The organism is Fodinicurvata fenggangensis DSM 21160 (assembly GCF_000686045.1).
GTDB lineage: Bacteria > Pseudomonadota > Alphaproteobacteria > Kiloniellales > DSM-21159 > Fodinicurvata > Fodinicurvata fenggangensis.
On record NZ_JMLV01000005.1, the window covers coordinates 58,917 to 85,432 of the forward strand.

Consider the following 26,516-nt stretch of genomic DNA (forward strand, 5'->3'; position numbering starts at 1 on the left):
GAGTAAAAATTTTTCAGGCGGCGTCGTCCGCCCGTTCGACCTTCAGTCCGGTGCAGCATTCGTCCGTGAGGTAACCAACAAGGTTGACGGTCAACCGGAAGTCGACGCGGGATATCACCTCCCGACCCTGCCGCTCCTGAATTACAAGGCCCGCCCGGGTCAAGGAGGAAAGATGATGTGCCATTGTAGAGGCGGGAATCTCAAGCATGCGCTGAAGCTCGCCCACGGTTGCACCCTCTTCGCCGGCTCGCACAAGCAGGCGGAACAGCTGCAGTCGTGTCGTGTTGCCCAATGCGGCCAGGGCCTGGGCGGCTGTGGCATCCTGCATGAAAGCCTCCATGATGCTATAATAACTATATAACTAGAATAATAGATATAATCAATGACAATTTCCTAAGATCCCATTCGGGTGTTGAAACTCAGGACATGCCCGCCTGTCGTGGTGATTCCGTGGAGGATTGCTTCAGGAATTGCTCCAGTTGGTCCGGCGGCAAGGGATGAGATATGAGGAAGCCCTGTATCTCGTCGCATCCAAGCTGTTGCAGGTATTGCCGCTGGACGTCGGTCTCGACGCCTTCTGCCGTAACCTTCATCCCGAGTGTATGGCCCAGGCCGATCATGGCCTCGACAATGGCCGAGGGGGTGTGGTCCTGTCCAATGTCGCGCACGAAAGAGCGGTCGATTTTCAGACGATCCACGCGGTAGCGGTAGAGATAGGCCAGCGAAGAGTATCCCGTTCCGAAATCATCCACGGCAATGCTGAGCCCAAGCGCATGCAGCTTCTGCAGCATGACCGCAGCCTGTTCCATGTCCTGGGCCAACATGCTTTCAGTCAACTCAAGTTCCAGATGCTTGGGATCGAGGCCGGAGGCTTCAAGCTCTTCGCGGATGGTCTCGACCAACTCGGCGCGGGCGAACTCGGCAAAGGACAAATTGACGGCAACACGGATGGGATGGCCTTCCTGCGCCCATTTGGCCGCCTGGCGAACGGCCTTGGCAAAGACTTGATTGCCGATTAACTGGATCACTTCACTTTCTTCGGCCACGTCCATGAAAGCCCCGGGGGCAAGCAGGCCGCGTTCGGGGTGGCGCCAACGCAAGAGGGCTTCCGCTCCGACAATCTCGTTGGTCGTGAGACAGACCTGGGGCTGGTAAAGCAGTTGCAGCTCATCTCTATCCAGCGCCGCATAGAGTTCCTCCCGCAAGCGCGTGCGGTGGCGCAGGTCCTCGTCGATCTCTGCCGAATAGAAACAGTAGCTGAGGCCCCTATCCTTCTCGGCCCTTTGCAGGGCAAGTTCGGCGTTACGCAGCAGTTTTCCTGTCTGGCGCGCATCCTGGGGGAAAAGCGCCACACCGATGTTGGCGTGACAGTGGATCAGCGTTTCCTGCTGGACGAAGGGCGGTGTCATGGCGTCCAGCAGATCCTGCGCCGCCTTCATGGGAATATTGATTCCGGATTCGTAAGGCAGGACGGTCACAAACTCGTCATTCCCATAGCGGGCCAGGAAGCCACCTATGGGAACCGTCTCCTTCAGGCGCCGGGCGGTTTCAATCAGAACAGCATCCCCTGCTTCATGGCCCCAGGTCTCGTTGATCCGGCCCAACTGTCCGATATCCAGCATCAGGATTGCGAACTTGCGTTCGTTGGCCCGGCTGCTGCTGGCCAAATCCGTGATGTGCTCGTTGAAGGCTGTCCTGTTGGGCAGCCCGGTGAGCAGGTCGTGGCGTGACAGGTGCATCAGGCGTTCTTCCGCCTGTTTGCGCGCCGTTATGTCCTCCTGCACCGCAATGAAATGAGTGACGGCGCCACCGTCTGCATGAATCGGGGTGACGGTCTGGAAAATGCTGACCAGTGTTCCGTCCTTGCGCCGGTAGGCCAACTCGCCCTTGAAAGGCTTGCCAGCCAGGATCGTGCGCCAAAGATGGTTCTGCTGCTTAGCGTCCCGATCCTTCTGTCGCAACTGGGCCATGGGGTGGCCCACCACCTCATGGCTTTCGAAGCCCGTCATCCTTTCGTAGGCACGGTTGACCCAGAGTACGATCCCGTCGGCATCGGTGATGACGATGGAATTGGCGATTTCGAAAAGTGCCTTGTCCTGCAGCAGCAGGCGACGGTTCTGCTCATTGGCTTGCCATGCGACGGCAATGCTACGGCCCAGATCCTCGAAGATTGTCTTCAGGCGCCGCGCCACAAGGTTTGGTCCCCTTTCGAAGCAGACCAGGACACCAAACGCCGAACCATCGGTGGTGAGAGGGAAGAGCGCAGAGATGCGAGAGGGCTGTGGATGCCTGCCCGGCAGGCGAAGTTTGTGCGCCGACGTCCCTTCGTCACCGAGGATCAGGGGACGTCCGTCGCGCAACACCTGATCGGCCTTGTCCAACAGATTGGGATCGCCACTTCGGGTATGACCGCGCGCCTTGCCTGTTCCTTCGGCGATGACGGTGAGCTGGCCGTTCTTATGTTTCTGCAGGATCCAGATATCCTCCAGCTTGTAGGCATGGCAGAGACGGTTGGAAAGGTCGGTGAACATCTGGGCGAGCGCACGATCGGCCAGCACATCGTCCAACAACTGTCCCACGATGCGTTCTGCGGCGTAGCGTTCTTGCAGTGCACTTCGACGGTCCACCAGTATGCGCACGAGCAGGTAGATGGCCACCGTCATGGCCAGGACAAAGAAAATGCCCTTGCCGGTCTGCAGCGCGGCACTGTCCTCTGGAAAGGCCAGTTCCACAAACTGGTCCGAGAAGACGATCCAGGCCGTTGAAGCGGCCAGGTAAAGAAGTGCGGCTTTCTCGGCTATGTGCGAACGCCAAAACACGTTGTTTGCCTTTTGGAAACCTGTACTGGAAGACTATAAATCAATTCATTTTCGCGCGCCACGATTGCAGTTTGCGGTACAGCGTCGAGGGGCTGACCTTCAGATGCACTGCCGCGCGCGGAATATTGCCGTCAAAGGTTTCTATGGCTTGAAGGATCGCCTCCTGCTCGACCTGGTGAAGCGGTCGAATTGTGGGTGGAGCGTTGTCTTCCTGCGCCGCCTGTCCTGATGACCTGTTCTGCGTGTGAGGTGTCACGGGTCGTTGTTTTCCGGCAGTCGGCGCGAAGGCCTGTTCCAGCATTGGGACTGTGACCGCCTCACCGTCATTGAGCACCACGACATTGCGGATGACGTTCTGCAGTTCACGGATATTGCCGTGCCAAGAGCGGCTGCGCAGGAGTTGCTCGGCCTGGTTCGTGTAGTGCAGCAGTTGCTTGCCCTCTTCCACAGCGAACTGCGCAAGGTAGTGGCGCGCGATCTCGAGTATGTCGTCACCGCGTTCGCGAAGAGGCGGAAGGTGGATGGGAATGACATGGAGGCGATAATAAAGGTCTTCCCTGAAAAGGCCGTCCCGGACGCTCTGCTGTGGATCCCGGTTTGTCGCGCAGATGATGCGGATATCCGCCTGTTCCGAGTGGGTTCCGCCCAGGCGCTCGTAGCGACCGGTTTGGAGGAAGCGCAGCAGCTTCCCCTGCAGGTCCAGCCCGAGCTCGCATATCTCGTCCAGGAATAGCGTCCCGCCGTCGGCCCGGGCAGCGGCACCGGCTCGGTCGGCAATGGCGCCGGTGAAGGCGCCGCGCACATGGCCGAAGATTTCACTTTCCATCAGTTCATGTGGAATGGCCGCGCAGTTGATGGCGACAAAAGGGCCGTCCCTGCGCGGGCTTTGTTGATGCAAGGCTTCGGCACAAATCTCCTTACCGGTTCCTGATTCCCCGGTGATGAAGACGGTGGCTCGGCTGGAGGCTGCGTTCTCTATGACTTCATAGACGGCCTGCATGGGCAGGGAGGCACCGATGAAACCATGAAAGCGTGGCTGCGCAATGCGGGCACGGTAGGTCTCGACCATTTCCTGCAGGCGCAGGCGTTCCAGGGCGTTGCCCACGGTGACCAGAAGCCGGTCGGCCGTGAAGGGTTTGACCAGGAAGTCGTAGGCACCACGGCGCATGGCCTGGACAGCCAGGTTCACGGAGCCATCCGCGGTCATGACCACCACCGGCGTGCCCGGGGTCGCTTGCCGGATATGATCCAGGATCTCCAGGCCATCGATGTCCGGCAACCGGATGTCCAAGAGGACCAGGCTGGGCGGTGTTTCGGCCAGGAATCTCAGGGCCGTCTGGCCGTTCGTGGCCGTGATGACATCATGGCCCTCGCGTTTGAGATATTCCTGGTAAACGGCGGCCAGGGCGGCTGTGTCCTCGATCATCAGGATCGAGGGGCGTGCAGCGGTTTCGCCTTCTGTATCCTGAATTGGCGCGGTGTCCCTTGCGGTGGACATGGCAGCTCCTGGCCCTTTCTGTCTGGGCGCAGTCTAGACCAGGCAGCATCAAGAGGGAATGTCGGGAAATCCCGCTGCTGATGCGCCAACGGCGACCCAGAGTCCCAGGACAACAAACAACAGGGAGGCCAGCGCACGGATCCAGCGCAGGTCGATCCGGCCCATCGCGACCCTTCCCATGTAGATGACGGGCACGTTCGCAAGCATCATGCCCAACGTGCTGCCGATCACCACGGCGAGCAGATTCTGGAATTGCGCGCTCAGCGCGATGGTCGCCACCTGGGTCTTGTCCGCCATCTCGGCCAGGAAGAAGGTCACAAGCGTGGCCCAAAAGGCACTGCGTCGGTTGGCGGCGGTATCGTCCCCCGTCTCGTCCAGTTTGTCGGGAACCAGGCTCCAGGCGGCCATCGCCAGGAACGAACCGGCCAGCAGCCAGCGCAGCATGTCGTCCGGCAGGTATTCGGCGACCAGCACCCCGAGTGTCCCAGCCAGAGCGTGATTGGCCAAAGTGGCCAGCAGAATGCCGGCCATGATGGGACCTGCGGCACGATAGCGTGTGGCCAGCACGAAGGTCAGAAGCTGGGTCTTGTCACCGATCTCAGCGACGGCAACGGCAAGGGTCGAGACGAGGAAGGCTTCCATTTGGCAACGGCTGTGGGCCGGGTGATGGACACGCCAGTGACATTGCCGTTCTCACCCGGCCCCCCGGTTGCGGAACAGCAATGCCAAAGGTCTCACCAGGCACGGAAAGTGGGTTTTCCGGCTGCCTGCACCACGGCCACGACACGCGCTGTGCGGCCAAGTCTGTTGATACAGGCCCCTCTTGGAACAGGAGGTTGGTTACTCCCCAATGACGGGCGCGAAGATAGCCCCCGTCTCCCGCAGTTGCAACGTTGTCTTCAACGCGTGTCCTGTGGCGGGGGGGCAGAGGAGAGGCCCGCTTCGAGGGCGGCCGTCTCGATTGCCGCCACAGCCTGCGCATAGCGCCGCTCGATCTGTCCGCGGTCGCGGCCCTCAGCCACATTGCGACGTCCGGCGCCGACCAGCATGGCGGCCTGGGCCAGCATTCGGTCCCTGTGAACCGGCAGGCGAATATAGACCGACAGCTTGATCAGGGCTTCGAGCATACGAATCAGGATGTCCGGGCGCTCCGCGCCATCCTGGCGAATCTGGTCGAAGGCTGTTCCGAGAATGCTGGCAAAGTCCGATACCGGGATGACAAGGCGGGGCGTGCCCTTCGAATCGTGATAGGTTTCGCTATTGGCGCCATAGGCCATGATGCGCGCCAGTGACAGTGTCAGGCGGTCGATGGCGGCAATGGCAGTGTTCGGATCGTTGATGCTGGAAGACAGACCGCGCAGGGCGACGTCCACCAACTGCCGCGCGGCAAACTCCAGATCCTGGGTCGGCGTCCGCTCGTCCCCGGTGACGACCGCCTCTCTCAGGTGCTGGTGCAGCCGGATGCTTGCGTTCTCGGCTGGGACGATGCGGATGTGCGCCCCCTTTGGGAGCACGTGATGTCCAGGGCGAAAGGTCAGTTCGGCGCAGGCGTCGGCATGCTTCAAGGCAGCTACCATCTTCTCGTGGTTGATGGTCTGGACATAGCCGCCCTTGTCCAGGGGCAGTTCCGTCGCGCCTTCGAAGGAGGGAGGCACAGGCGTTTGCGTCTTCTTATGCTTTTCGTGGGAAATCAGATGGGCGATGGTGGCATCGAAGGTGCCTCCCACGCGGCGGATGATGGTATCCGCCACGATAGAACGCGAAAGCTGGTGTACGAAGATCAGCAGCAGCAGGACGCAAAAGAGGAACAGAAGGGCACCCAGGCTGACGGCCAGGTCGGGCACCTGGTCGGTTTTCCAGTCGCCGCTGATCGCCTGCAGCACCAGAAGCAGGTAGACAATGGTGCCGAGGAAGAAACCAAGGATGGCCTGAATGCGGCGGTCCGCGATGAAGGCCCGGATCAGGCGTGGCCCCATCTGACTGGCTGCAATGCTCAGTACGACCATGGTGATGGAGATGGCCAGGGTGGTCATTGTGACCAGGGAAGACAGCAGGGTGGAGAGCAGGTTCTGCGCATCCTGGGCACTGCCGTTGTGTAGCCACCAGCTCGGGGCATCCTGTTGGCTGAAGCGTGGGGCATCCAGCATCAGCATGAAATTGGCGCCCACAAGACCGGTCAGGATCAGCAGAGCGGGCAGGAACCAAAGGCTGGAACGGATACTCTGCCAGATATTCAGGACTCTCTCGATCACGCAATTCCCCCGAAGTCAGAGCGAAACGAAAATCAGGATACGCGCCAAAGAGCGCTTGTCCAAAAGCCTTTATTATCGGGCGCGGCCGCACCCTCAGTTTGGATCCATCTCTTGCTCCCCACTGGGAAAACAGCTGATAAGATCCAGAAGCGGTCTTTGTGGCTCCGTCGTCTGTGCAATGGACGCTGTTCGGTTTCGAGGTAAAGTGTGACTCCGCAGGAAATCCAGTCTCGTGTACTGTACCGCGACAAGCGGATGCTGGTGGTCGACAAGCCCGCCGGCCTGCCGGTGCACGCCGGGCCAGGAGGCGGGGTGAGTCTGGAGGACAGTCTGGGGGCCTTGCGCTTCGGCTTGCCGGAGCCACCGGCCCTGGCCCATCGCCTGGACCGCGATACCAGCGGCTGTCTGGTGCTGGGCCGCCAACGCAGCGCCCTGCGCCGTCTCAATGCACTCTTTGCCGAAGGGCGGGTTCGCAAGACCTACTGGGCCCTGGTTGTGGGCCAGCCTGCCCACGAGCGTGGCCGGATCGACTTGCCGCTGAGAAAGGTCAGTGGGCGTCAGGGCTGGCGGATGAAGGCGGAGGCCGATGGGCAGCCGGCGCTGACGGAGTACCGCGTTCTGGCGCGCGGGCCAAGTCATGCCTGGCTGGCGCTCTATCCGCGAACGGGGCGCACGCACCAGATTCGCGTGCATTGTGCGGTCAGTGGCTGGCCCATCCTGGGGGATCCTCTCTATGGAACAGGCATGAGCGAACCCGACCGGCATGGGCTTCAGCTTCATGCCCGGGCTGTCAGCCTGCCACTTTATCCCGACTGCGCCGCCGTCGAGGTGGAGGCACCCATGCGTGCGGACATGGCACGGAACCTGCGTGCCCAGTTGGGAGAACAGGAGATCGAGATATGAGAGTTGTCGCTATAATCCTGACAGTTGCGCTTGCTGCCTGTAGCCAAGTGCCTTCGCAGGATCATGACAGCATGCGGATGCGAGGGCATGTGGGCCATGGTGGCCAGGGACTTGTCTTCCAGTCTTGCTCCGCCGGTGCGCCGGAACAATTGCAGGATGGTCTTTCAGATATCTCCCTGGTGGAATTGTTAGGAGAACTAGGTCTGGGAGAAGACCGGAATATCTTTGTCGACCTGGTGGTTCAGCAGCAGGAGGGGAGCCTGAAGGCCACAAAGCTGATCCATGCCGCTCATGGCGAAACGAAGGGCTGCGATGAAGATCCGGAGTTACTCTGGAAGGCCAACGGGAACGAGCCCTTCTGGTCGGCTCAAGTCGATGTGGAGGAGGCCCGGATTTCGCGCCTGGCGGAAACCACACGGGAGTGGCGCTTCTCGAACCCGGTTGCCGAGTCACAAGGCGAACTCTGGCGTTACAGCTTGGGTGAAGCCGATGGCGAGCCGGTCCTGCTTGAATTGCGCCGCAATGCCTGCCGCGACAGCATGTCGGGACACTACTTTGCCTATGGCGCGGTGCTCAGGATTGGCGAAGAGCAACTGACAGGCTGCGCCCGGACTGGGCGGGCGCTTGCCGATCCCGCTCCGAAGGCACGTCCCTGAGGCAATCGACCATCATGCCGCTCGCGGAAACTCTCTTTAAGATTGTATTTTAATGCTGTCAACGGGCTCTTGGAGGCGCAGGTGCTGCGCCTTGCCGTGGAGCTCGAGAGGTGGTGGAACTCACCCTCGCTTCTGCTAGTCCAGGACATCTCCGGTGGTACAGCCCAAAGAAGGTGGATAGATTGGAAATCGCGCTTGAGTTGCGTTGCGATCCATTCTATATTGGAACTTGGATGTCAAGACATCGCCGCTTGTGCGGAAGGACGCCCGCACAATGCCTTGGTCCAGATTTCAACTCCCGTTTCGCCGACAATCTTTGCCTGGGCGGATGGGGAGATTGCAAAGATGGTACAAAAGCCGGCAACGCAACTGTCGCTTTAAATGGAAAGATCGCGCCATGACGGCGAAAAGCCAGCCGACCTTCGATCCCAAAGCTTTTCTCAGCCATGTCGGCAAGGGCAGGACTATCTGCAACTACGACAAAGGCCAGATCGTGTTCTCGCAAGGCGATCCCGCTGATGCGGTCTTCTATATCCAGAAGGGCAAGGTGAAGGTCACGGTCGTGTCGGAGCAAGGCAAGGAAGCCGTCGTCGCGATGCTGGACAAAAACGAATTCTTCGGCGAAGGATGTCTTGCCGGGCAGGCGCTACGGCTCTCGACGGTTGAAACCATGACGGACGCCGTCATCTCGCGATTGGACAAGACGGCGATTTTGCGCGTAATCCGTGAAGAGCCGGCATTCTCCGAGCTGTTTATCGCCCATCTTCTGAGCCGTGCCGTTCGGGTCGAGGCGGACCTCGTCGATCAGTTGTTCAATTCAAGCGAGAAGCGCCTTGCTCGACTGCTCCTGCTTCTGGCGAACTTCGGCCAAGACGAAAAGCCGGAACCAATGATCGCGAAGATCAGCCAGGAAACGCTCGCGCAGATGATCGGAACGACACGGGCGCGGGTGAGCTTTTTCATGAACAAGTTCCGGAAGCTCGGCTTCATCTCGTACAATGGTGGGATCGAAGTCCACAGCTCACTGCTCAATGCCGTCCTGCACGACAAGCCGCATATCGAGCCCTGATCCCACCTCCCTGCGAAGTGGTCAATTCTGCACAGTCTCCGCCCTGACATGAGCGTAGCATCATGGCTACGGAGAGTTTCCCCCTTCTCTGGAACGTCCTTGTGCGGCTGAGCCGCCAGGACATTCATTTCCTGCGCGCCCCCGGGGGGGGGGCGTACTTGGGCGCCTTTTGCGGGAGAATTGACATGGAAACGCAATACTGGCCTCAGCGCCCGCCCCGGGCAAACGGTTCGGCAGTGTCCGCCAATCGTTTTTTACCGAAGATCGACGAAGCAAGCGCCCAGGCCGGGGCGATCGTGGAATCGGTTCGCGCGCCTCGGGTGCTTCTCTCGGTCGAGGACATCAGCGAGCAGCGCGCCGGCGAGCGACGGACGGCGGAACTGCTTCGACAGAAGGAGATCCTTCTTCAAGAGACCCAGCAACGGATCGCCAATAACCTTCAGGTCGTCGCCGGCATCCTTCTCCTGAAGGCACGCGCGGTGCAGTCGGAAGCAGCGCGCTTATATCTGCAGGACACCCACCAGCGGCCCGGCATCATGGAGCAGGGAGAACAGATCGAAATTGCCCCCTATCTCTCCCGGTTTTGCGAAACACAGGCAATCGCGCCGGTCGGCGGCAGCCGTCCGATCACGATCGAGGGGCAGGCGGATAGTTCCAGGATATCGCGCAAGAAGAGTGTCAGTATCCGTCGCCTTGCGGCCGAGCTGGTGGTCAACGCCCTCAAGCGTGCATTTGTCTCAGATAGAGCCGCCCCCCGGACCGTCGTCGCTCAGGAGATGGAGGAACCGCGCTGGCGGCTCATTGTCTCCGACACCGGAGCTGGAATGTCAAAAGGCGTTCCCGGCAAGGCAAGTCCGGGACTGCGCGCTGGCCGCGAAAGGAACGGATCATGTTAAGTTTACTGAACCCGTTCAATTATTTTATGTCCCCGTTCTCGTCTATGGGAGAAAGCAGCGACACGACTGATCGTCTTTCGAAGCTGAATGAATTCGGAACCAATCCGGGAGCCCTGCAGGCTTTGACATACATACCGGAAGACCTGCCTGCTGATGCGCCGCTCGTGATCGTGCTGCATGGCTGCAAGCAGTCGGCGGAGGATTATGACCACGGTTCCGGCTGGTCCGAACTTGCCGATCGGCATGGCTTCGCATTGCTGTTTCCCGAGCAGCGGCGCTTCAACAACTTGTTTCTCGCCTTCAACTGGTTCGAGCCGCGTGACAGTTGCCGGGGCTACGGCGAATCCCTTTCAATTCGGCAGATGGTCGAACAGGTGGTCTGTGATCACGACATCGACCGGCAGCGCATCTTCATCACGGGCTTGTCGGCCGGCGGCGCCATGACCTCGGTCATGCTGGCGACCTATCCGGAAGTCTTTGCCGGCGGTGCTATCATCGCCGGGCTGCCCTACGGATGCGCCAGCACCGTTCGGGCCGCATTCCGTCGAATGTGCGGTCGTGGGGGGCCGACAGGGCAACAACTTGCGGCACGCCTGCGCAGCGCCTCCACGCATGATGGCCCCTGGCCGACGATCTCGATCTGGCACGGCAGCAGGGACCATACAGTCGATCCATCGAACGTCGAAGACATCATCCGCCAGTGGCGTACGCTTCTCAAACTTCGACGGAAGCCGAGTGTCACTCACCTCGTTGACGGTTATCCCCGGCGGGTCTGGAGCGACGCAAAGGGACACGAGCTCCTGGAGGAATACAGCATCACCGGTATGGGTCATGGCACGCCGCTCAAGACGGGCGGGCGCAACGGCTGCGGCTCCAGCGGTGACTACATGCTCGACGTGAACATCTCTTCCACACACCACATTGCCGCCTTCTGGGGTTTGGGAGCGACCAAGACTGTGCACTGAGTTGGGTTTTCACCTGGGTTTGGCGGTGGATGGGTTCGCCACCAGCAGATAGCACATCAGCCTGCCGGCGGATTGCGGGATGTGCCCGGACCGGGTGGGCATTTGCCGCACCCGGTCCGAGGTCACAACTCTCAAGGCCTGCGCCATTCACGCCGCTTTTCGCAGGTTTTCGCTCCGGTTCTGGAAGAGAGCCGTCAGCGGGCTGTCGGGCCGCAGGAACGCCCGTTCGGCGATCAGGGCCCTGGCCAAGGTGTCCTCACCACCGCGCAGGGCGGCCTCGATCATCGTGAGATCGATGATGTCCCGCTGAGCGTGGCTGCCGCCGAAACGGGCCGCCTGGTTGCGCACCGGCCTCAGCAGGCGGAGCGCCGCAGGGTGATCCCCTTCGCCGAAGGCTTTCAGGGCAAGGCAGAGCGGGCGTCCGACCACACGGGTGAACTGCGCGTTGTCTGCCTCGATTTCCATCGCCACGACCTGCATATCCAGCAATTCATCCATCAGGTCGTCCCGGCCAGCCCCCACGAACGCCATTGCGGCGTGGGCGTCGTTGAAGGCGTAGTTCGGGGCCTTGACGAAAGGCGCCCAGGTCTCGGCCAGAGCTGACCAGCGTTCGCCAAGGTTCAGGCCGCGCAGGTGCAGGCGCCAAAGCAGGGCTGAGGCATCCACCAGGTCGAGGATGACTTGTGAGCCATTGCCGGCGATCGGCCCGTCATAGAGGTCCAGGACACGATCGAAGTCCCCCTGTTCCAGATGGAACAACGAGAGATGCCACCAGTTGTGCACGGCAAAGAAATTGTCCTGCGACCAGGCATCGGAATCCGCCGTCATCCCGGCGATGCCATCGTCATAGCGGTTCTGCATCTCCATGACGTGTGCCACGGCATGCTGCGCCCAGGCATCCCGCCGCTCCAGTTCCAGTGCGCGCCGGCCATAGGCTTCGGCCCGTCCGTAGTCGGCGGTTTCCTCGAGGCCGAAGGCCTGCATGCCCAGGACACCGTGATAGCCTGGCTGCTGACGGTCCCAGGCCGGCAGAACACGGGCGATCCGGTCGCGCAGCATGCGGGAATTACCGGTATAGAAATCCACCAGATGGCCGGATTGCAGGGCCAGAAGGTCATGGGGGTGTTCGTGAACGATATCCTCCAGAACCCGCCCGGCCGCATGCCACTTGCCGTCCGCCAGCAGGCTGGCGGCCTTGAGATGAGCTTTCTCGCGCGTCGTGGCCGGTAGCCCTTCGGCAACCCTCAGGCTGTCGCGTGCCACTGGCAGGCCGGCGGGCTCGGTGCCCAGCAGGTGAAGCCAGGCTTTCAAGGCATGGCCCATCACGAAGGCCGGACTGTCTTCCAGAGCCAACTCCACAGTGGCCACGGGGTCATTGCGGTAGCAGAGCAGTTCCTGCAATGCGATTTCGTATAGGTCGAGACTCTTACGGGAGGCTCCACTTGCCGCCTGTTTCCAGGAATCCTCGATAGTCATCAAAATTTACCCTTTGGTTCCAGTTTCTTGAGAAAAGGGGACGAAGCCCCGTGTGCGCTGGACAGTAGGGCTGTTCGAGAAGGGGCAATAGCCGTCATGCGGTACAGTGATTGCCAGGAGCGCGGGAACCGCAGATACTCTCTTTCCTCAAGATAATGAACACTGGTTGTGAAAGGTGGTCTCGAACAGGGATCAACCGGCAACTGGACTCTTGGTACAGAACATGACGCTGTCATTGCCGATGAAACGCGGCGCGGCGCGCGAGCGTATCCTGGTTCAGGCGGAAGCTGCCGTCCTGGAAAAGGGTTTTGCCGCCACCTCCATCGAGGAACTGATCGCGGGCGCCGGCGTTACCAAGAGCGCCTTCTTCTATCATTTCCGGGACAAGAACGAACTGGCGCGGGCCATGATGGAACGCTACATCGCCGAGCACGACGCAATGTTCGCCGATATTCTGCGCCGTGCCGACGAACTGCATGAGGACCCGCTGCACAGTTTTCTGGTCGGCATGCGCCTTTTCGAGGAGATGATGTCGAACCTGCCGGGGACGCATCCCGGTTGCCTTGTCGCGTCCTATGTCTATCAGGATCGCCTGTTCAGCCGCGAGGTGCGGGACCTGACCCTGCAGGGCTTTCTTGGCTGGCGGGAGCTTTTCCGGTCGCGCCTGAACGCGATTGCCGCGCTCTATACACCCAGCGTGGAGGTTGATCTCGATGATCTGGCTGACATGGCGCAGGCCCTGGTGGATGGCGGAATCGTGCTGTCCCGGCTGACCGAGGACCCACAGGCGCTGCCGCGCCAGGTACGGCTCTTCCGCACCTTCGTGCGCATGCTCTTCCTGCCACGACAGCAGGTGCTGTAAGCGGCTGTCCAAACTTGTTCGCGGCAACGGCGAGCAAGTTGTTAACCTCTCCTTATGATACCCTTGTCTAGACTGAAGGTGCCTGGACTGCAGGCACGCCTTTGCCGCGATCTTCATGTGTCATTGCAGTCTTTAGGCGAAACTCGTGTCGAGAAAGCCGTCCGGATCCCGCATGTCCCTCGCCTCCCACTTGCCGCGCCTTCTGGCTTTTTCCTTTGCGGGCGCTGACCTTCTGCTTGAAACAGGCCGCGATTGCCGGATTCTTTTCGTTGCCGGTGCGGCCGAGAACCTGACCGGACAGTCGGAAAGCAAGCTGGTGGGGCAAGCTCTCGACAGCCTGTTTGCCGAGGAGGATCGTGCCTTTGTCCGTGGCATGATCAATGGGCTGGGCAGCGGTGAGCGCATAGGTCCTCTGGCTGTCCGGCTGAACGGCGCCGAGGGGCAGGCGCGCTCCGCGGTCCTCGGCCTGTGCTGCCTGCCGGACAATCCCGGCCTGGTGCACTGCACCCTGTCCCTGAGGGGTGTCCAGTCTCTGGTCCAGTCCAGCGCCCCGCGGGATCCCGAAAGCCAGCTTTTGCAGGGCTCTGCCTTCCCGCGGGCCGTCGAGCAAGCCTTGCAGCATGCGCGGGAACTGGACCAGACAGTTGCCATGACCCTCCTGGACCTGGATGGTCTGGGACAGCTCCGGAGCGAACTGGAGGCGTCGGACTCCCGCTTGCTGCTGGATCGCGTCTGCGCCAGCCTGCGTGCGTCTTCCCTAGATGGACAGACCGTGGCCCGGCTGTCAGAGAATCGTTTCGGTCTGGTGCACCAGGCTGGGCTGTCGGGGCAGGAGATGGTACGGCGCCTTACGTCCGCTCTGCGGCAATCGCATCCAATGGCTGGAAAGCTGTCGGTGGAGGGTGCGATGCTGCCGCTGGAAAGTCGCGGACTGGAAAAGGCGGACATGATACGCGCCATCGCCTATGCCGCCGAACGCTTTGCCAGCAGCGGGCGCATTCCGGGTGAAGACCTTCCCGGCGTGATCGAGAACTCGGTTCGTGAGACGCTGGAACGAATGGAAGATTTCAGGCAGGTCCTGGCACAGCGCAGGTTCCATTTCCTCTATCAACCCGTCGTGCGGCTGGTGGACCGCAGGCCGGCGCATTTCGAACTTCTGGTACGTTTCGAGGAGGAGGTATCACCACAGGAGAAACTGGATTTCGCCGAGAACCTTGGCTTGATCTGCGACTTCGACCTGGCAGTCTGTCATCATGCCGTGAACGTCTTGTCACACAGCAAATGCGATCCCCGTCTGAAATTGGCGGTCAACCTTTCGGGACATTCCATCCTGAACAGCGTGTTCGTGAAGAGCCTGGATGCCACGCTGAGGGCCAACAAGGCTGTTTCCCGGCGGCTTGCGTTCGAGATCACGGAAAGCGCCGAGCTGACTGACCTCGAGACCGCCCACCGTGTCATTCAAACCATCCGCATGCTGGGGTATCGGGTTTTCCTGGATGACTTCGGGGCCGGAGCGGCCTCTTTCCGCTATCTGAGTGCGTTGGCCGTCGATGGTATCAAGATCGATGGCCGCTACATCCGCGAGTTGGGGCGTGCACCGCGTGATCTCGCCATGCTGCGCGGATTGAAACGGATTTGCGATGACCTGGAAATAGATATCGTCGCCGAGCGCGTGGAAACCGAAACCCAGGCGGCGCGCTTGCGGGAATTGGGGCTGCCCCTGGCGCAGGGTTGGTTGTTTGGGAAGCCGGCTGCAAAGCCGCGCCTTGGCAGGGAGGCCGAAGCGGATATGCAAGCAGAGGGGATGTTGCGTGGCCTGCGCAGATTTGCCCCGTCTTGATCTGCCGGGAACCGGCGGTTCGCGCGCCGGCTCTTATGCCCTCTCGGGACTGTTCTTCCTGCTGGTCATCCTGTTCGCCTGTTTCTTGCCGGGGCATGGCCGGGCGGCAGAAGGCCATGTCACCTATAGCAACAAGAGCGCAGAGCCCCTGGAATTGCGTTTCGAGTCGGGTCGCTGGACTCATGCGCCGGCGGACAGCGTTCCCGCAGGCGCGCGCGTTCGGGCCGGGGTTCATTTTGCCGACGGCGGTGTTGTCGTGCAGGCCCTCGGCTATGCCTTTTCGAATGATGCCGGAAGCTACTGCCAGGTTCGCGTGGCCACCGTACCCGGTCCTGTCGGCTGTCGGATCGAACTGACGCCAATCAATCGCGGGCGTATGGACTGTTTTGCACGCACCCTGCAAAGGGATCGCAAGACCTGTGCCTTCGAGGTCCAGGTCGAGGTTGCGCCCAAGCGGCCCTGATCACACGAAGGACCCTGCAAATAGACAGGGGAACGCCAGTCTCTGCCAAGGGGCGGAGAGTTTATGTCCCTGTCTCGGCGGGTTCGGCGGCAGCCTGTCCCTCCTGTTGCATGAGCTCGAAAAGACGGACCAGGGCTTCCGGGGGCTGCGCGCCCGGCAGGGCATAGCGGCCGTTTCCCACGAAACAGGGCACCCCGACTATACCGTTCACGCGGGCGTTGGTATCTTCCTGACGAATGGTTTGCCGGTCGTCATCGCTGGCAAGATAGGCTTCGGCTTCCGGTCCGGGCAGGCCGCTTTCCTTGGCCAGTCTGGCGAGAACGGTGCTGTCGCCAATGTCGGCGCCTTCCAGGAAATATCCCTGGAACAGACGTTCCAGCAGTCGATCCTGGAGACCATGGCTTTCTGCAAAGCGGATCAGTCGATGCGAATCCAATGTGTTGGGTGTGCGTTGGATGGCGTCGAAAGCGAAGTGAAGACCTTCTTGCTCCGCCGTCTCGGCAATGGATTGATAGACGCGTTGCGCCCCTTGGTCCGAACCGAATTTCAAGCGCAAATAGCTCTTACGGTCCATGCCTTCACGCGGCATTTCGGGGTTCAACTGGTAGGCTCGCCAATGGATGCGAGGTACCTGCCGCCCTCGCCAAAGCTCCAGGGCCTGTTCCAGCCGGCGCTTGCCGATCAGGCACCAGGGACAAATGGTATCGAGATAGACATCGAGATGCATGACAATCCGGCCTTCCTTTGGCATGCCGTAACTGGCAGTAAACGCCCCGAGGCGGGCCGGTGCAAGGCCGGGTCGCTCTTGTTGCTACAGCATCTTGCGCCTGTGCTGGCGAGGGCACTGCAACATTCCGTCACAGTTGTTCTGTGAAAAGCAGGACTGGGCAGTAAAAATTCTTATTATTCAATGCATTGGTGGGAACTCTCTAATGACAGTGCTTGGGAGGAACTGAAACTCGATTTCATTTCATATCTGGCGTCAAAATCCTTATAACCATAAGAGGTACCGGCCTCTTGGCGGAATCCGACCTGAATCAGGCACTTGGCAGTTAAGTCTGAGTGACTTCGGTCGGGGCAGGGGACGGGGCCGACCAACGGGGGATTCCATTCAGCCGTGCGCAGGGGTGCAGCGGTGACCAGCAGGAACCTGACAGACAGACGCCTTCCACAAGGGTGGGGGCGAGTGAAATATGAAGCCAATGAACAACGGGACGGAACAAACCGGGCATGACGCGTTCGACAATTACGACAAATGAAGACCTGCCGCTCCGTGTCGGGGAGTTCGAGACTCTTGCGGAAGGTCTGGATTATGCCGCCCGCGGGCAGACCGGCTGCAACTTCTTTTCCGAGCGGGGCGTTCTCAACCGCGCTATGACCTATCGGGAAATTCGCGAGGAAGCGCTGGATCTGGCGCCGCGGCTTGTTGCGTCAGGCCTTGAGCGCGGTTCGCGCGTGGCCGTGATTGCAGAGACGCGGCCTGAATTCTTTGTTTTCTTCTTTGCCTGCCAGTACGCTGGCATCGTTCCGGTTCCCTTGCCGCTCAGCGTCAATCTGGGCGGACGGGATGCCTATGTGGCGCGGCTGGCTGCCATGATGAAGCGGGCCGCCGTTTCGGCGGCGGTTGCCTCCGATGACCTGATTGACATGCTGCGTGCGGCGGGGCAGGAAGCTGGCATCGAACGTGTGGGGACCCATGAAGAGTTCCGCGCAGAGAGCGCGAAGAACGGTTTCTTGCGGCCGCTGGAACGCCAGGATCCCTGTTACATCCAGTTCTCCTCGGGCAGCACCAGTCTGCCGCGCGGTGTTCTGGTTACGCAGAAGGCCATCACCAGCAATGCACGCGGCATCGGGCAGCACGGCCTGGCGCTGCAGCCTGGCGATCGGGCAACCTCCTGGCTGCCGCTCTACCATGATATGGGTCTGGTCGGTTTCTTCCTGACACCGGCCCTGGCGCAGGTTTCCATAGACTACCTGGCAACCACGACCTTTGCGCGCCGACCCATGCTGTGGCTGAAGATCCTTTCCGAGTACGGGGGCACGATCTCCTTCAGCCCGACCTTCGGCTATGACCTCTGCCTGCGGCGTTCGGCGAACGTGGATCCGGCACAATTCGAGCTGTCCCAGTGGCGGGTCGCCGGTATTGGCGGCGAAATGGTGCGCGCCAGCGTCCTGCAGGGCTTTGCCGAGCGCTTTGCCGAAAGCGGCTTTAACCCCAAGGCTTTCTTGCCCAGTTACGGCCTGGCCGAATCCACCCTGGCGGTCAGTTTCACGCATCTCGATACCGGCTTGCAGCTGGATCATGTGGATCGCGAAAGCGCTGCCCTGAAGGGCGTGGCCGTTCCCGTTTCTCCCCATCGGGACGGGGCCGCCGCTTCGGTGCGTACCTTCGTCAAGTGTGGCCGGGTCCTGCCGGGCCATGCGGTGGAGATCCGCGACGACGATGACAGCAAACTGCCCGAGCGCGCCATCGGCCGCGTCTGTGTCCAGGGGCCTAGCCTGATGCAGGGTTATTACAGCGACCTGGAAGCCACCCGCGCCGTGATCACGCCCGACGGCTGGTTGGACACCGGTGATCTCGGCTATCTGGTTGACGGTGAACTGGTCATCACCGGGCGCAGCAAGGACCTGATCATCTGCAACGGCCGGAACATCTGGCCGCAGGATCTGGAGTGGGCCGTGGAGAAGCTGGACGGCATCCGTGCCGGCGACGTCGCGGCCTTTGCCCTGGGTGATGACGAGGACAGCGAGCGCGTTGTCCTGGTGGTGGAATGCCGCACACCCGATCCGGAAGCCCGTGAAGCGCTGCGTCGCTATGTTACCGCCGTCGTCCAGAAGACGGCCGGGGTGGGGTGCGAGGTGGTGCTGGCTCCGACCCGGTCCCTGACCTTTACCTCGTCGGGCAAGCTCAGCCGAGCGGCCGCCAAGGCGGACTTCGTTGCCGGCCGCATTCGCGACGTGAACGAGGACCTGCACACCAGCCAGCAGGAGTCCCCCGTCCTGGCCATGGCCGTCGGCTCGGACTGAACTTGCGGCTTTCCTTCCCGCTCGAAACAGCGGTGCAGACATGACCGGAAGACTGAATGTTGCGGCGAACGTCGCCGTGACCGGTGCCACCGGCTTCATCGGCAACTTTCTTGTGCGACGGCTGTTGCAGAAAGGCTGTCGCCTGCGCCTGTTGCTGCGCCGTCCCGAAGCCTGGCAGGAGATCAGGGCCAACCTGCCGGACCCGATCTTCGAGGAGCGCGTCGAAATCGTTGAAGGTGCAGTGGAGCAGGAGGAGGCACTGAGCCGACTGGTACAGGGCGCATCCACGGTGATTCACTGTGCGGGCCTGATCAAGGCGCGGCAGGCGGAGGATTTTCATCGGGTCAATGCCGAGGCCACCGAACGTCTCTGTGCGGCGGCGGGACGGACAGATTCGGTGGAGCGGATGATCTATCTCTCCACGCTGGCCGCGCGTGAGCCGCAGCTTTCCGCCTATGCTGAGAGTAAGCGCAACGGCGAGGATGCCGTGCGCGCCTGGTCGAACCGGCTGGAACTCGTGATCGTTCGGCCGCCGGCCGTCTATGGTCCAGGCGATCGTGCCACACTGCCCCTTTTCCAGCAGATGAACCGGGGCCTGCTGGCCGTTCCCGCACGTCCCGGCGCGCGTTTCTCCCTGATCCATGCACAAGACCTGGTCGAGGCCCTGACGGCCTCCCTGGATAGCGAGTTGAGCCGGCCCCTTTGCCTGGAACCCGATGATGAAACCGAGAACGGTTATGGTTGGGAAGACCTGGTTCGGATCGCGGGAGAGGCGACGGGGCACAGGGTGCGCCTGCTGCGCCTGCCGCCTGCGCTGGTCTATCCAATCGCCTGGAGCAGCGAAATGCTGGGGCGGATGACGGCGCGCGCGCCAGTGCTGACGCCTGGAAAGCTGCGGGAATTGAGTCATGCAGATTGGCGTGTTGAAGGGCATTGGCGCCGCCAGCTGCCGGACTGCCCGGCACCACGTGGATTTCTGGACGGTTTTACGCAAACCCTCAACTGGTATAAACAACAGGAATGGCTCTAACAGGCGCTCCAACGCAGCGCCATTGGCCAAGGGATCGGACGGATCATGGACGAGATGCAGAACAACAGCGACAGCGTGTTCCAGGATATCTGCGGCTTTCTGGAACAGTACAATCGAAACAAGATCGAGATCACGGGCAGCACCGACCTCAACAGCGATCTGAATATCGATTCCGTGGCTGCCATGGACATCATCATGGAGGTCGAGGATCGATACGACATCGATATTCCCATCAATCTCGTGGCGGATATGCGCACCGTCGACGATCTGGTCTCTGCCGTCCAGAAGCAGAAGGAGGCCGGCTGACACGTCATGGATATCTTAGACAAGTACGGACCCATAGCCGAACGGCGCGACAGCCTGCTGCAGGTGGGTTTGAATCCCTTTGGCCTGCGCATGGACAAGATACTCTCGCCCACCGAGGCCTTGATCAATGGGCGGAAGACAATCCTGGTCGGCACCAACAACTACCTGGGCCTGACCTTCGATCCGGATTGCATCGAGGCCGGCTGCGAGGCCATGCGGGAACAGGGAACCGGCACCACCGGTTCGCGGATTGCCAATGGAAGCTACGCTCTGCACGAGGAATTGGAACAGGCGATTGCCCGCTATCTGAAATGTAAATCGGCAATAGTCTTTCCCACGGGCTACCAGGCCAATCTGGGCATGATTGCCGGACTGGCGGGCCCCAAGGACACCATTCTCCTGGATGCCGATTCCCATGCCAGTATCTATGACGGTTGTCGCTTGAGCGGTGCCACGCTGATCCGCTTCCGTCACAACGATCCAGCCGATCTCGACCGTCGTCTGTCCCGCCTTAAGAACGAGGAAGGGGTCGCGCTCGTCATTGTCGAGGGTATCTATTCGATGCTGGGCGATATCGCACCGCTGAAGGAGTTCATCGAGGTCAAGAAACGCCACGGGGCGTTCCTCCTGGTGGACGAGGCCCATTCCCTGGGGGTCATGGGTGCGCATGGGCGCGGCGTGGCCGAAGCTTGTGGCGTCGAGGATGATGTGGACTTCGTCGCTGGGACCTTCAGCAAGAGTCTGGGGGCCATCGGCGGGTTCGGCGCTTCCAACCATCCGCACTTCGACCGCCTGCGCTATTGCAGTCGCCCTTACATGTTCACGGCCTCTGCCTCACCGGCCAGTGTCGTGACCGTGACCAAGGCGATCGAGAAAATCGAGCAGGATCCGGGCCTGATAGACAAGCTCTGGCGCAATGCCAACGCCCTGTACCAGGGACTGAGCGACCTGGGCTTCGAGATCTGTTCGCCGGCCAGTCCTGTGATCGCCGTGCGCCTGAGCGACGAGCAGACGGCCGTCTTTTTCTGGAATCGCCTTGTCGAGGAAGGCGTTTACGTGAACCTGGCCATTCCGCCGGGAACGCCCAATGGTGTGTGCCTGTTGCGCTGTTCCGTGTCCGCAGCCCACAGCGAGGCACAGATTGAAGAGGTCTGTGGCCGTTTCGAGAAGATTCTACGGGAGTGGGAGGCACAGAAGGCTTCCGCCTCGGCCTAGGGGCAGCCCGGGACAGTTAGCGAAATCCGCCCTTGCGATAGAGGCGCCAGGCCAGCAGAGGTGCCGAAAGCAGTGGGTGCCGCTTCTGCCAGGCTGTGGGTTCCACGCGGACGCCCGAATGGCGTTCGATTTTCCAGAGCAGATAGGACTGTCCATCCGCGAAGGTGAAGGCAGCTTTCGCAAGGCGCAGAATCGACAGGACCTTACCTGCAATACGGCGCAGACCCCAGGCCAGCACCGCCTGACGTGTCGACTGTCTGTCGGCCAGCAGCCGGGAGTCCCTCAGGCTGTCCCAGACCCGGTCATAGCGTTCCTGGTAGCGCTCATAGAGTTCGCGTGCCCGGCCGCCGCCTTCGGCCCTGAGTTCTGTGCGATAGGTCTCGGCAAAGGCCCGGGACCAAAGCGCTTCGGATGTGGGCGGCGATCGGAAAAGCGGACGGGTTTTCTGCGCCAAGGTGGTCACGGCGCGTGCCAGGGCCATCACGGTCTGTCGACGGCTTTCGCCATCGCGCGCCAGAAGTATGCCGCTCGGTTGGGCAAAACGGGCCCAGAAATAGGGATGAAAACCGGCCGGCCCCACGCGGTGGGCAAACTGTTCCAGTGTCACGACGGCATACTTGGCCCGAACCCTGCGCCCCGCGTGCTCGGTCTCAATGTAGTAGACGTTGGGGGGCAGGAGGTAATTCAGATAGCGCAAGACGCGGCTGTCCTGCAGGTCCTGATAGCTGTCCAGCAGCAGGTAGAGATCGACCAGACCATCATAGGGCGTTCCTCCGCGCAGGCAGCTGCCATAGAACAGGACCGCACGCACCGCTTCCGGCCGGCCTCTGGTTGCCTTTTCACAGGCAGCTTTTGCAATGCTGAACACTGCCGGATCTGCGGACTGCTGGCTTTCCTGCTCCACAAGCTCGTTCAGGCTGTCCGGAAGTTCTGCCATAATCCGGGTCTAAAGCTTCACGAAATCCAGCGTGTCCGGTGCGCTCAGTCGCAAGGGACGCTGTGGATCGGGTTCATGGAACTGCCCATCCAGGGTAAAGGGGCCCTCCAGCTCCAGTTCGACGCTTTCGGCGCCGCGGCTACGGTAACAGTCCTCGGGAAGCCTGCGTTCGTTGCCACCATACAGGACTTTCAGGCTGTGGCGCAGCAGGCCCTTGGGTGGATAGCAGATCGAGGTGTAGCGCAGAGGTTCACCCTGTTGATTCCAGAAGGGGCGCGAGCCGACTACCAAGCGGTCCAGTGTCGTGGCGATGGCCAGAAGTTCCCTGCGGGTTTCGCCTGGCGCCTGGTTGAAAGCGGCCGTGATCGTTTCACCGCGTATGGCCTCCCGGCTCTTGCCCCCGAAAACCCATCCAGTCAGCAAGCGCAGCAGCGTCAGTCCAGCCGCCCAATCGGCTTCGATCTTCAGAGGGTGGACCTCGGAGCGGCACAGCTGGATGGCCTGGTAGATGGCGGCCGCGCCAAAGAACATGCCGCGCTGTGGCGGGGTGTCCAGGGCGCCTTCAAGACGCAGGATGCGTCGCCGGCTGAGCTTTGAGTCGAGGTTCCCGTCGGCAAGGCGTTTGCGGAGCCGCTCCAGAGCCTTGTGAGGCTTGCCGGACAAGCCGACATCCACGGCCGTCATGTTGGTCATGCCGCCATGCAGCAGGCCGAAGACAGGAGGGGTGTCTCCCCAGAGGCGTCGTTCAAGCACTTCCGTCATGACCGCCTGGACCGTGCCGTCGCCCCCATTGATCAGCAACAGGTCCACACCGGTGGCCGCCAGGCGATCAAGCGCGGTGGGCAGGTCCTCAAAACGGTCCAGCCTTTCGTAATGAAGCTCAGGAAAGGCGTCGACGGCCTTTTCCAGCCGGTCCATGCCCTGCTTGTTCTGCTGGCTGAGAGGGTTGCTGACGAGGCCAGGTTTCATGTGCCGTGTCTGTCCTGGGAAGTGTGAGGCCCGTGCCTATTGGCCTGAATCCGCTTGGTCAAGCGGCATTGCCGCTGGATGAGCGCTCCGAGCGAAGCTGTATGGGTTCCGAAGCTTCTCGTCTGACCACCAGGAAACCGATCAGGCAGGCCATGGCCGTGAAAGGCGCCCAGGCCCCCATCCAGCTGGGCATGGTGCCGACTTCGCTCAGTGCGATCGACGTCCCGTTGATCACGAAGAAGGTGAATCCGATGGCCACGCCGCCAATCATCAGGCGGGTCAGAGTGCCGGTACGCCTGTAATCCTGCCCCCAGGCCACGGCCAGGAAGATCAGCAGGATCGGGGTCAGGCTCTGGGTGATACGTGCGTTCATCCAGGTCTTGTAGACCTGGGGCGAGCGCTGGCCGTAGCTCTTGCTGCTGATCAGTGAGGCCAACTGGGACAGGGACAGCTCGCGTGGTGGTCGGGCCAGAAGGCGCAGGCCCTCCGGATCGATCTGGCCATCCCAGAGGTAGACGGGAAGTTTTTCGGCTGTGGTTTGCGCTTCTCCCTGTCGTGTAACCTCGCGCAGCAGCCAGCCGTTGGTCGTTCTCTGTGCGCTGCGCGCATCCAGACGTTCATATAGCAGGCCTCTGTCATCGCGACGGAAGAGGGTGATGTCCTGCAACTGGTCATCGCCCAGGTTCTTCTCGGGCATGCGCAGGTAATCGTTACCGCTGCGCAACCAGATCTTGCCGTCGGCGCCGGCAAGATTCTGGGTTTCGCCGAATTCACCGATACTCCATTCCCGCAGCTGGACCGTGGTCTCGGGCAGAACCTGGTCATCCAGGGTAAATTGCAGGACGGCGAGCAGGCAGCCGACAGGCAGTAGCCCACGCATGATACGGATCGGGGACAAACCGCTGTTCCAGAGGGAAACCAGTTCCCGGTGACGCTGCATCTCCGCCAGGGTCAGCAAGGCGGCCAGAAGAGTGGCGATGGGCAGCAGTTGGGACAGGAAGGATGGGAAGCGGTGGAGCGCATACTGAAGTGTGGCCTGCAGTTCGCTCTCCGCTTCGATCTCGGCAATGTCGTTGGACACCTCCATGATATCGAGCGTCAGGATGAAGAAGGATCCAGCCACGAGGATGAGCAGAAAGCGCAGGATGAACAGGCGCGACAGGTAAAGATCCAGGATCCTCATGATGCCTCCCTGCGCTTGCGGCGCCTTTCAATCAAGTTGCCGACAAAAGTGGTGGTCCGGTCCACTATCCCGATCCCCTGGTAGCGGGGCACCCGGAAGGCCACATCCATGAAAAGCAGCACCGAGCCAAGAAGGAAGATGAGCAGCGGCCCCCAGGCACCAAGCAGGGGTTCGACCTGTTCGCGTCGCACCATGCGGACACCCTGCTGCAAGGCCTCGTTGAAGGCGAGCAGGGTGATGACGCCAACGGCAACGCCGGACGAGCGCTGGCTGCGGCGATTGCTCAAGGCCAGCGGCACCGCCATGAAGGGCAGAACCAGGATGGAAGCGATGCGGACCAGGCGCTCGTTCATCTCAGCCAGCAAACGTGAACGTTCCAATCCTTCGGGTGGATTGTCCTTCAAGGTCCAGAGTTCGGGGATGGTGTACTCGCGCTCGTCCTCCCCCCGGGGCTGGACCGCATCGTAGGCATCCTCGCCCAGAACGGTCTGCATTTCGTTGAATCGCAGCAGACCGTCGCTGCGTTCGCTGCCAGACTCAAGCTCACGTGCGCCCTCGACCTTGCCGGGCTCAACCGGTGTGGTCAGGCGAACACCGTTGAAAAGCTGGACGAAGGGCGGGCTGTCATCCTCGCTTTCCGTCAGGATACCTTCACGAGCCGTGATCGTGGCGGCTTCGTCCGCTTGCTTGTCCTCCTCGTGCATGAAGATGCGCCGGAACTGGCGCCGGTCCGGAGAGATTTCCTCGACCATCAGGGTCGTGTTGTCGCTGCTGACGAAGACCCCGGGCTGGATCAGGGCTTCGATGGACATGTTCTGGACCGAGGAGAGGACCGAGCGGTAGGCGTAGCGACTGTGCGGCTGCAGTGTGTTGAAGATCAGGACGGCAAAGAGGCTCAACAGCACGGCTGCCAGCATGACCGGGCGCATCAGCTGATGCAGACCCGTGCCCGAGGCGAGTATGGCGTCCATTTCGCTTTCGCGGCTGAGCCGGCGGAAAGCGAAGTAGATTCCCAGGAACAGGGCCATGGGCAGGGCGAGGCCCAGATAGTGGGGGACCAGATAGGCCAGCAGCTCGAAGACCACCTGCATGGTGCCTTGGGAGCCCAGAACGGAATCCAGGACGCGCAGCATGCGCTCGACCAGCAGGACCAGAAGCGCGATCAGCAGGGTGAAGGCGAGGGGCGGGAAGACTTGCCGCAGTATGTAGCGATCGAAGATGGGCATTGTGCGGCCGGGCTATGCGTGTGCTGGATCGAGTATAGCGGGTGGATCGGAAACAGCAATGAAACGACCCTCATCGAGGCTGTAGCCACGCGTTTCGACCGTGATCTGCCAACGCTTGTCATCCAGCTGTTCGAAGCCGTAGAGGTGATAGAGAGCGCCTGGCTTGCGACCGTGGGGCAAAGCCGAGGCGGAGGCCGTGCCACGCACGGGGATGGGCGTGTCGGGCCCCTCCACCTGTCCGGAAATCGGGCGATGTTCGTGACCATGGAGGATCAAATCAGCCCCCTGTCGTTTCAGTATTGCGCGCAGGCGGTCCCCATCGCGCAAGGCCTTCCGGGGTTTGCTGACACCCGGCAGGGGGCTGTGGTGCAGCAGGACTACGCGGACGCTCTGCCGTGTTTCCTGCAAGAGGGTTTCCAGGGCCACACACTGCTGCTCGCCCAACGCGCCGCTGGCCAGGCCCGGTGCTGTCGGCAGGGCGGTCGACAGACCGATCAGGCTGAGGGGGCCACGCCGGCGCAGGTAGGGGAAGCCAGGTCCAGCCTGGCTGTCATCTCCACTCATGTAGGCATTCCAGGCTTCAAGACCCTGGCTTGGCGGAACCGGAACGTAGGCATCGTGATTTCCGGGCACGACGCTGACCTGCTCGGGCGGCCCCAGGGCGCTCAGCCAGTCCGCGGCCATGCGAAATTCGGCGGGCAGGGAGATATTCACCAGGTCTCCGGTGACTGCGATCTGGTTCGGCGCCTCCTCAGCCAGGTCGGAACAGAGCTGGTCGAGCACTTCAATCCGGTGTATGTGGCGCCGGCGCTTCTGCCAGGAAAGCCAGCCCAACAGGCGCTTTCCAAGCAGGTCCCTCATGCCGGCCCTGGGCAGGGGCGGCAGGTGAATGTCGGATATGTGTGCCAGTCTGTACAAGACGGC

Annotated in this window: 24 protein-coding genes and 1 riboswitch; of the genes, 12 read left to right on the top strand and 12 right to left on the bottom strand. The window is 61.3% G+C overall.

Going from position 1 to position 26,516, the window contains the following annotated elements; translation table 11 throughout:
• Positions 1-13: 13 nt before the first annotated feature.
• The 5 genes from BP38_RS0109105 to BP38_RS19865 form a co-directional block, all read right to left on the bottom strand.
• Positions 14-328: an ArsR/SmtB family transcription factor gene (locus BP38_RS0109105; RefSeq protein ID WP_035724451.1), complete on the bottom strand. Its 315-nt coding sequence runs from the start codon at positions 326-328 to the stop codon at positions 14-16.
• A 91-nt stretch (positions 329-419) separates the two neighbouring features.
• Positions 420-2,819: a putative bifunctional diguanylate cyclase/phosphodiesterase gene (locus tag BP38_RS19860; protein WP_051609161.1), complete on the bottom strand. Its 2,400-nt coding sequence runs from the start codon at positions 2,817-2,819 to the stop codon at positions 420-422.
• Positions 2,820-2,859: 40 nt separating this feature from the next.
• Complete coding sequence (locus tag BP38_RS0109115; protein WP_081816563.1) at positions 2,860-4,317, bottom strand: sigma-54-dependent transcriptional regulator; 1,458 nt, start codon at positions 4,315-4,317, stop codon at positions 2,860-2,862.
• Between the two features lie 48 nt (positions 4,318-4,365).
• Positions 4,366-4,959 (bottom strand): TMEM165/GDT1 family protein, encoded by a 594-nt coding sequence (locus tag BP38_RS0109120; RefSeq protein WP_026987480.1) that lies wholly within the window; start codon positions 4,957-4,959, stop codon positions 4,366-4,368.
• A 62-nt stretch (positions 4,960-5,021) separates the two neighbouring features.
• A riboswitch (yybP-ykoY riboswitch) is annotated at positions 5,022-5,178 on the bottom strand.
• Between the two features lie 38 nt (positions 5,179-5,216).
• Entirely contained in the window at positions 5,217-6,569 is a 1,353-nt protein-coding gene (locus BP38_RS19865; protein ID WP_051609162.1) for a DUF2254 domain-containing protein, read from the bottom strand.
• Positions 6,570-6,776: 207 nt separating this feature from the next.
• On the opposite strand from BP38_RS19865, the gene BP38_RS0109130 reads away from it, so the two are divergent.
• The 5 genes from BP38_RS0109130 (at position 6,777) to BP38_RS0109155 (ending at position 11,058) form a co-directional block, all read left to right on the top strand.
• Complete coding sequence (locus BP38_RS0109130; RefSeq protein WP_026987481.1) at positions 6,777-7,472, top strand: RluA family pseudouridine synthase; 696 nt, start codon at positions 6,777-6,779, stop codon at positions 7,470-7,472.
• Between the two features lie 71 nt (positions 7,473-7,543).
• Positions 7,544-8,128, top strand: coding sequence for a hypothetical protein (locus BP38_RS0109135; RefSeq protein WP_035724454.1), 585 nt, complete (start codon positions 7,544-7,546; stop codon positions 8,126-8,128).
• 397 nt (positions 8,129-8,525) lie between these two features.
• Positions 8,526-9,197: a Crp/Fnr family transcriptional regulator gene (locus tag BP38_RS0109145; RefSeq protein ID WP_026987484.1), complete on the top strand. Its 672-nt coding sequence runs from the start codon at positions 8,526-8,528 to the stop codon at positions 9,195-9,197.
• A 185-nt stretch (positions 9,198-9,382) separates the two neighbouring features.
• Entirely contained in the window at positions 9,383-10,093 is a 711-nt protein-coding gene (locus BP38_RS21730; RefSeq protein WP_162175142.1) for a histidine kinase dimerization/phosphoacceptor domain -containing protein, read from the top strand.
• A 44-nt stretch (positions 10,094-10,137) separates the two neighbouring features.
• The gene (locus tag BP38_RS0109155) at positions 10,138-11,058 is read left to right on the top strand and encodes an extracellular catalytic domain type 1 short-chain-length polyhydroxyalkanoate depolymerase (protein ID WP_035724458.1); all 921 of its coding nucleotides are present in this window, start codon (positions 10,138-10,140) and stop codon (positions 11,056-11,058) included.
• 147 nt (positions 11,059-11,205) lie between these two features.
• On the opposite strand, the gene BP38_RS0109165 is transcribed toward BP38_RS0109155, so the two are convergent.
• Positions 11,206-12,534 carry a tetratricopeptide repeat protein gene (locus tag BP38_RS0109165; protein ID WP_026987486.1) on the bottom strand — a complete coding sequence of 443 codons (1,329 nt, stop codon included), beginning with the start codon at positions 12,532-12,534 and terminating at the stop codon, positions 11,206-11,208.
• Between the two features lie 223 nt (positions 12,535-12,757).
• Here BP38_RS0109165 and BP38_RS0109170 point away from each other — a divergent pair, with 223 nt between their 5' ends.
• The 3 genes from BP38_RS0109170 to BP38_RS0109180 all read left to right on the top strand — a co-directional run bounded on the left by BP38_RS0109170 (position 12,758) and on the right by BP38_RS0109180 (position 15,699).
• Positions 12,758-13,396: a TetR/AcrR family transcriptional regulator gene (locus tag BP38_RS0109170; RefSeq protein ID WP_211250282.1), complete on the top strand. Its 639-nt coding sequence runs from the start codon at positions 12,758-12,760 to the stop codon at positions 13,394-13,396.
• A 172-nt stretch (positions 13,397-13,568) separates the two neighbouring features.
• Positions 13,569-15,236, top strand: a complete 1,668-nt coding sequence (locus tag BP38_RS21735) for a sensor domain-containing phosphodiesterase (RefSeq protein WP_051609164.1) — start codon at positions 13,569-13,571, stop codon at positions 15,234-15,236.
• A complete protein-coding gene (locus tag BP38_RS0109180; RefSeq protein WP_035724461.1) occupies positions 15,208-15,699 on the top strand; it encodes a hypothetical protein in 492 nt (163 codons plus the stop codon). Before BP38_RS21735 ends, BP38_RS0109180 begins: the two co-directional genes overlap by 29 nt.
• A 61-nt stretch (positions 15,700-15,760) precedes the next feature.
• Here the strand turns inward: BP38_RS0109180 and BP38_RS0109185 are convergent, their stop codons facing one another.
• Positions 15,761-16,426 (bottom strand): DsbA family oxidoreductase, encoded by a 666-nt coding sequence (locus BP38_RS0109185; RefSeq protein ID WP_026987489.1) that lies wholly within the window; start codon positions 16,424-16,426, stop codon positions 15,761-15,763.
• Between the two features lie 503 nt (positions 16,427-16,929).
• Here BP38_RS0109185 and BP38_RS19880 point away from each other — a divergent pair.
• Genes BP38_RS19880 through spt form a run of 4 tightly spaced genes read left to right on the top strand, consistent with a single transcriptional unit; the run spans position 16,930 to position 21,277 of the window.
• On the top strand, positions 16,930-18,726 hold the full coding sequence (locus BP38_RS19880; RefSeq protein WP_051609165.1) for a fatty acyl-AMP ligase: 1,797 nt from the start codon (positions 16,930-16,932) through the stop codon (positions 18,724-18,726).
• 40 nt (positions 18,727-18,766) lie between these two features.
• On the top strand, positions 18,767-19,756 hold the full coding sequence (locus BP38_RS19885) for an NAD-dependent epimerase/dehydratase family protein (RefSeq protein ID WP_035724467.1): 990 nt from the start codon (positions 18,767-18,769) through the stop codon (positions 19,754-19,756).
• A 45-nt stretch (positions 19,757-19,801) separates the two neighbouring features.
• Complete coding sequence (locus tag BP38_RS0109200; protein ID WP_211250283.1) at positions 19,802-20,062, top strand: acyl carrier protein; 261 nt, start codon at positions 19,802-19,804, stop codon at positions 20,060-20,062.
• A gap of 6 nt (positions 20,063-20,068) precedes the next feature.
• Positions 20,069-21,277, top strand: a complete 1,209-nt coding sequence (spt, locus tag BP38_RS0109205) for a serine palmitoyltransferase (protein ID WP_026987491.1) — start codon at positions 20,069-20,071, stop codon at positions 21,275-21,277.
• Positions 21,278-21,293: 16 nt separating this feature from the next.
• On the opposite strand, the gene BP38_RS0109210 is transcribed toward spt, so the two are convergent.
• The 5 genes from BP38_RS0109210 to BP38_RS0109230 are packed head-to-tail and all read right to left on the bottom strand — an operon-like array spanning position 21,294 to position 26,510.
• A complete protein-coding gene (locus tag BP38_RS0109210) occupies positions 21,294-22,214 on the bottom strand; it encodes a hypothetical protein (protein ID WP_035724470.1) in 921 nt (306 codons plus the stop codon).
• Positions 22,215-22,223: 9 nt separating this feature from the next.
• Complete coding sequence (locus BP38_RS0109215) at positions 22,224-23,183, bottom strand: diacylglycerol kinase family protein (protein ID WP_026987493.1); 960 nt, start codon at positions 23,181-23,183, stop codon at positions 22,224-22,226.
• Between the two features lie 58 nt (positions 23,184-23,241).
• On the bottom strand, positions 23,242-24,366 hold the full coding sequence (locus BP38_RS0109220; protein ID WP_026987494.1) for an LptF/LptG family permease: 1,125 nt from the start codon (positions 24,364-24,366) through the stop codon (positions 23,242-23,244).
• Positions 24,363-25,592 carry an LPS export ABC transporter permease LptF gene (gene lptF, locus BP38_RS0109225; protein WP_026987495.1) on the bottom strand — a complete coding sequence of 410 codons (1,230 nt, stop codon included), beginning with the start codon at positions 25,590-25,592 and terminating at the stop codon, positions 24,363-24,365. The genes BP38_RS0109220 and lptF overlap by 4 nt, the downstream gene beginning before the upstream one ends.
• A gap of 12 nt (positions 25,593-25,604) precedes the next feature.
• Positions 25,605-26,510: a metallophosphoesterase family protein gene (locus tag BP38_RS0109230; RefSeq protein WP_026987496.1), complete on the bottom strand. Its 906-nt coding sequence runs from the start codon at positions 26,508-26,510 to the stop codon at positions 25,605-25,607.
• Positions 26,511-26,516: the final 6 nt, after the last annotated feature.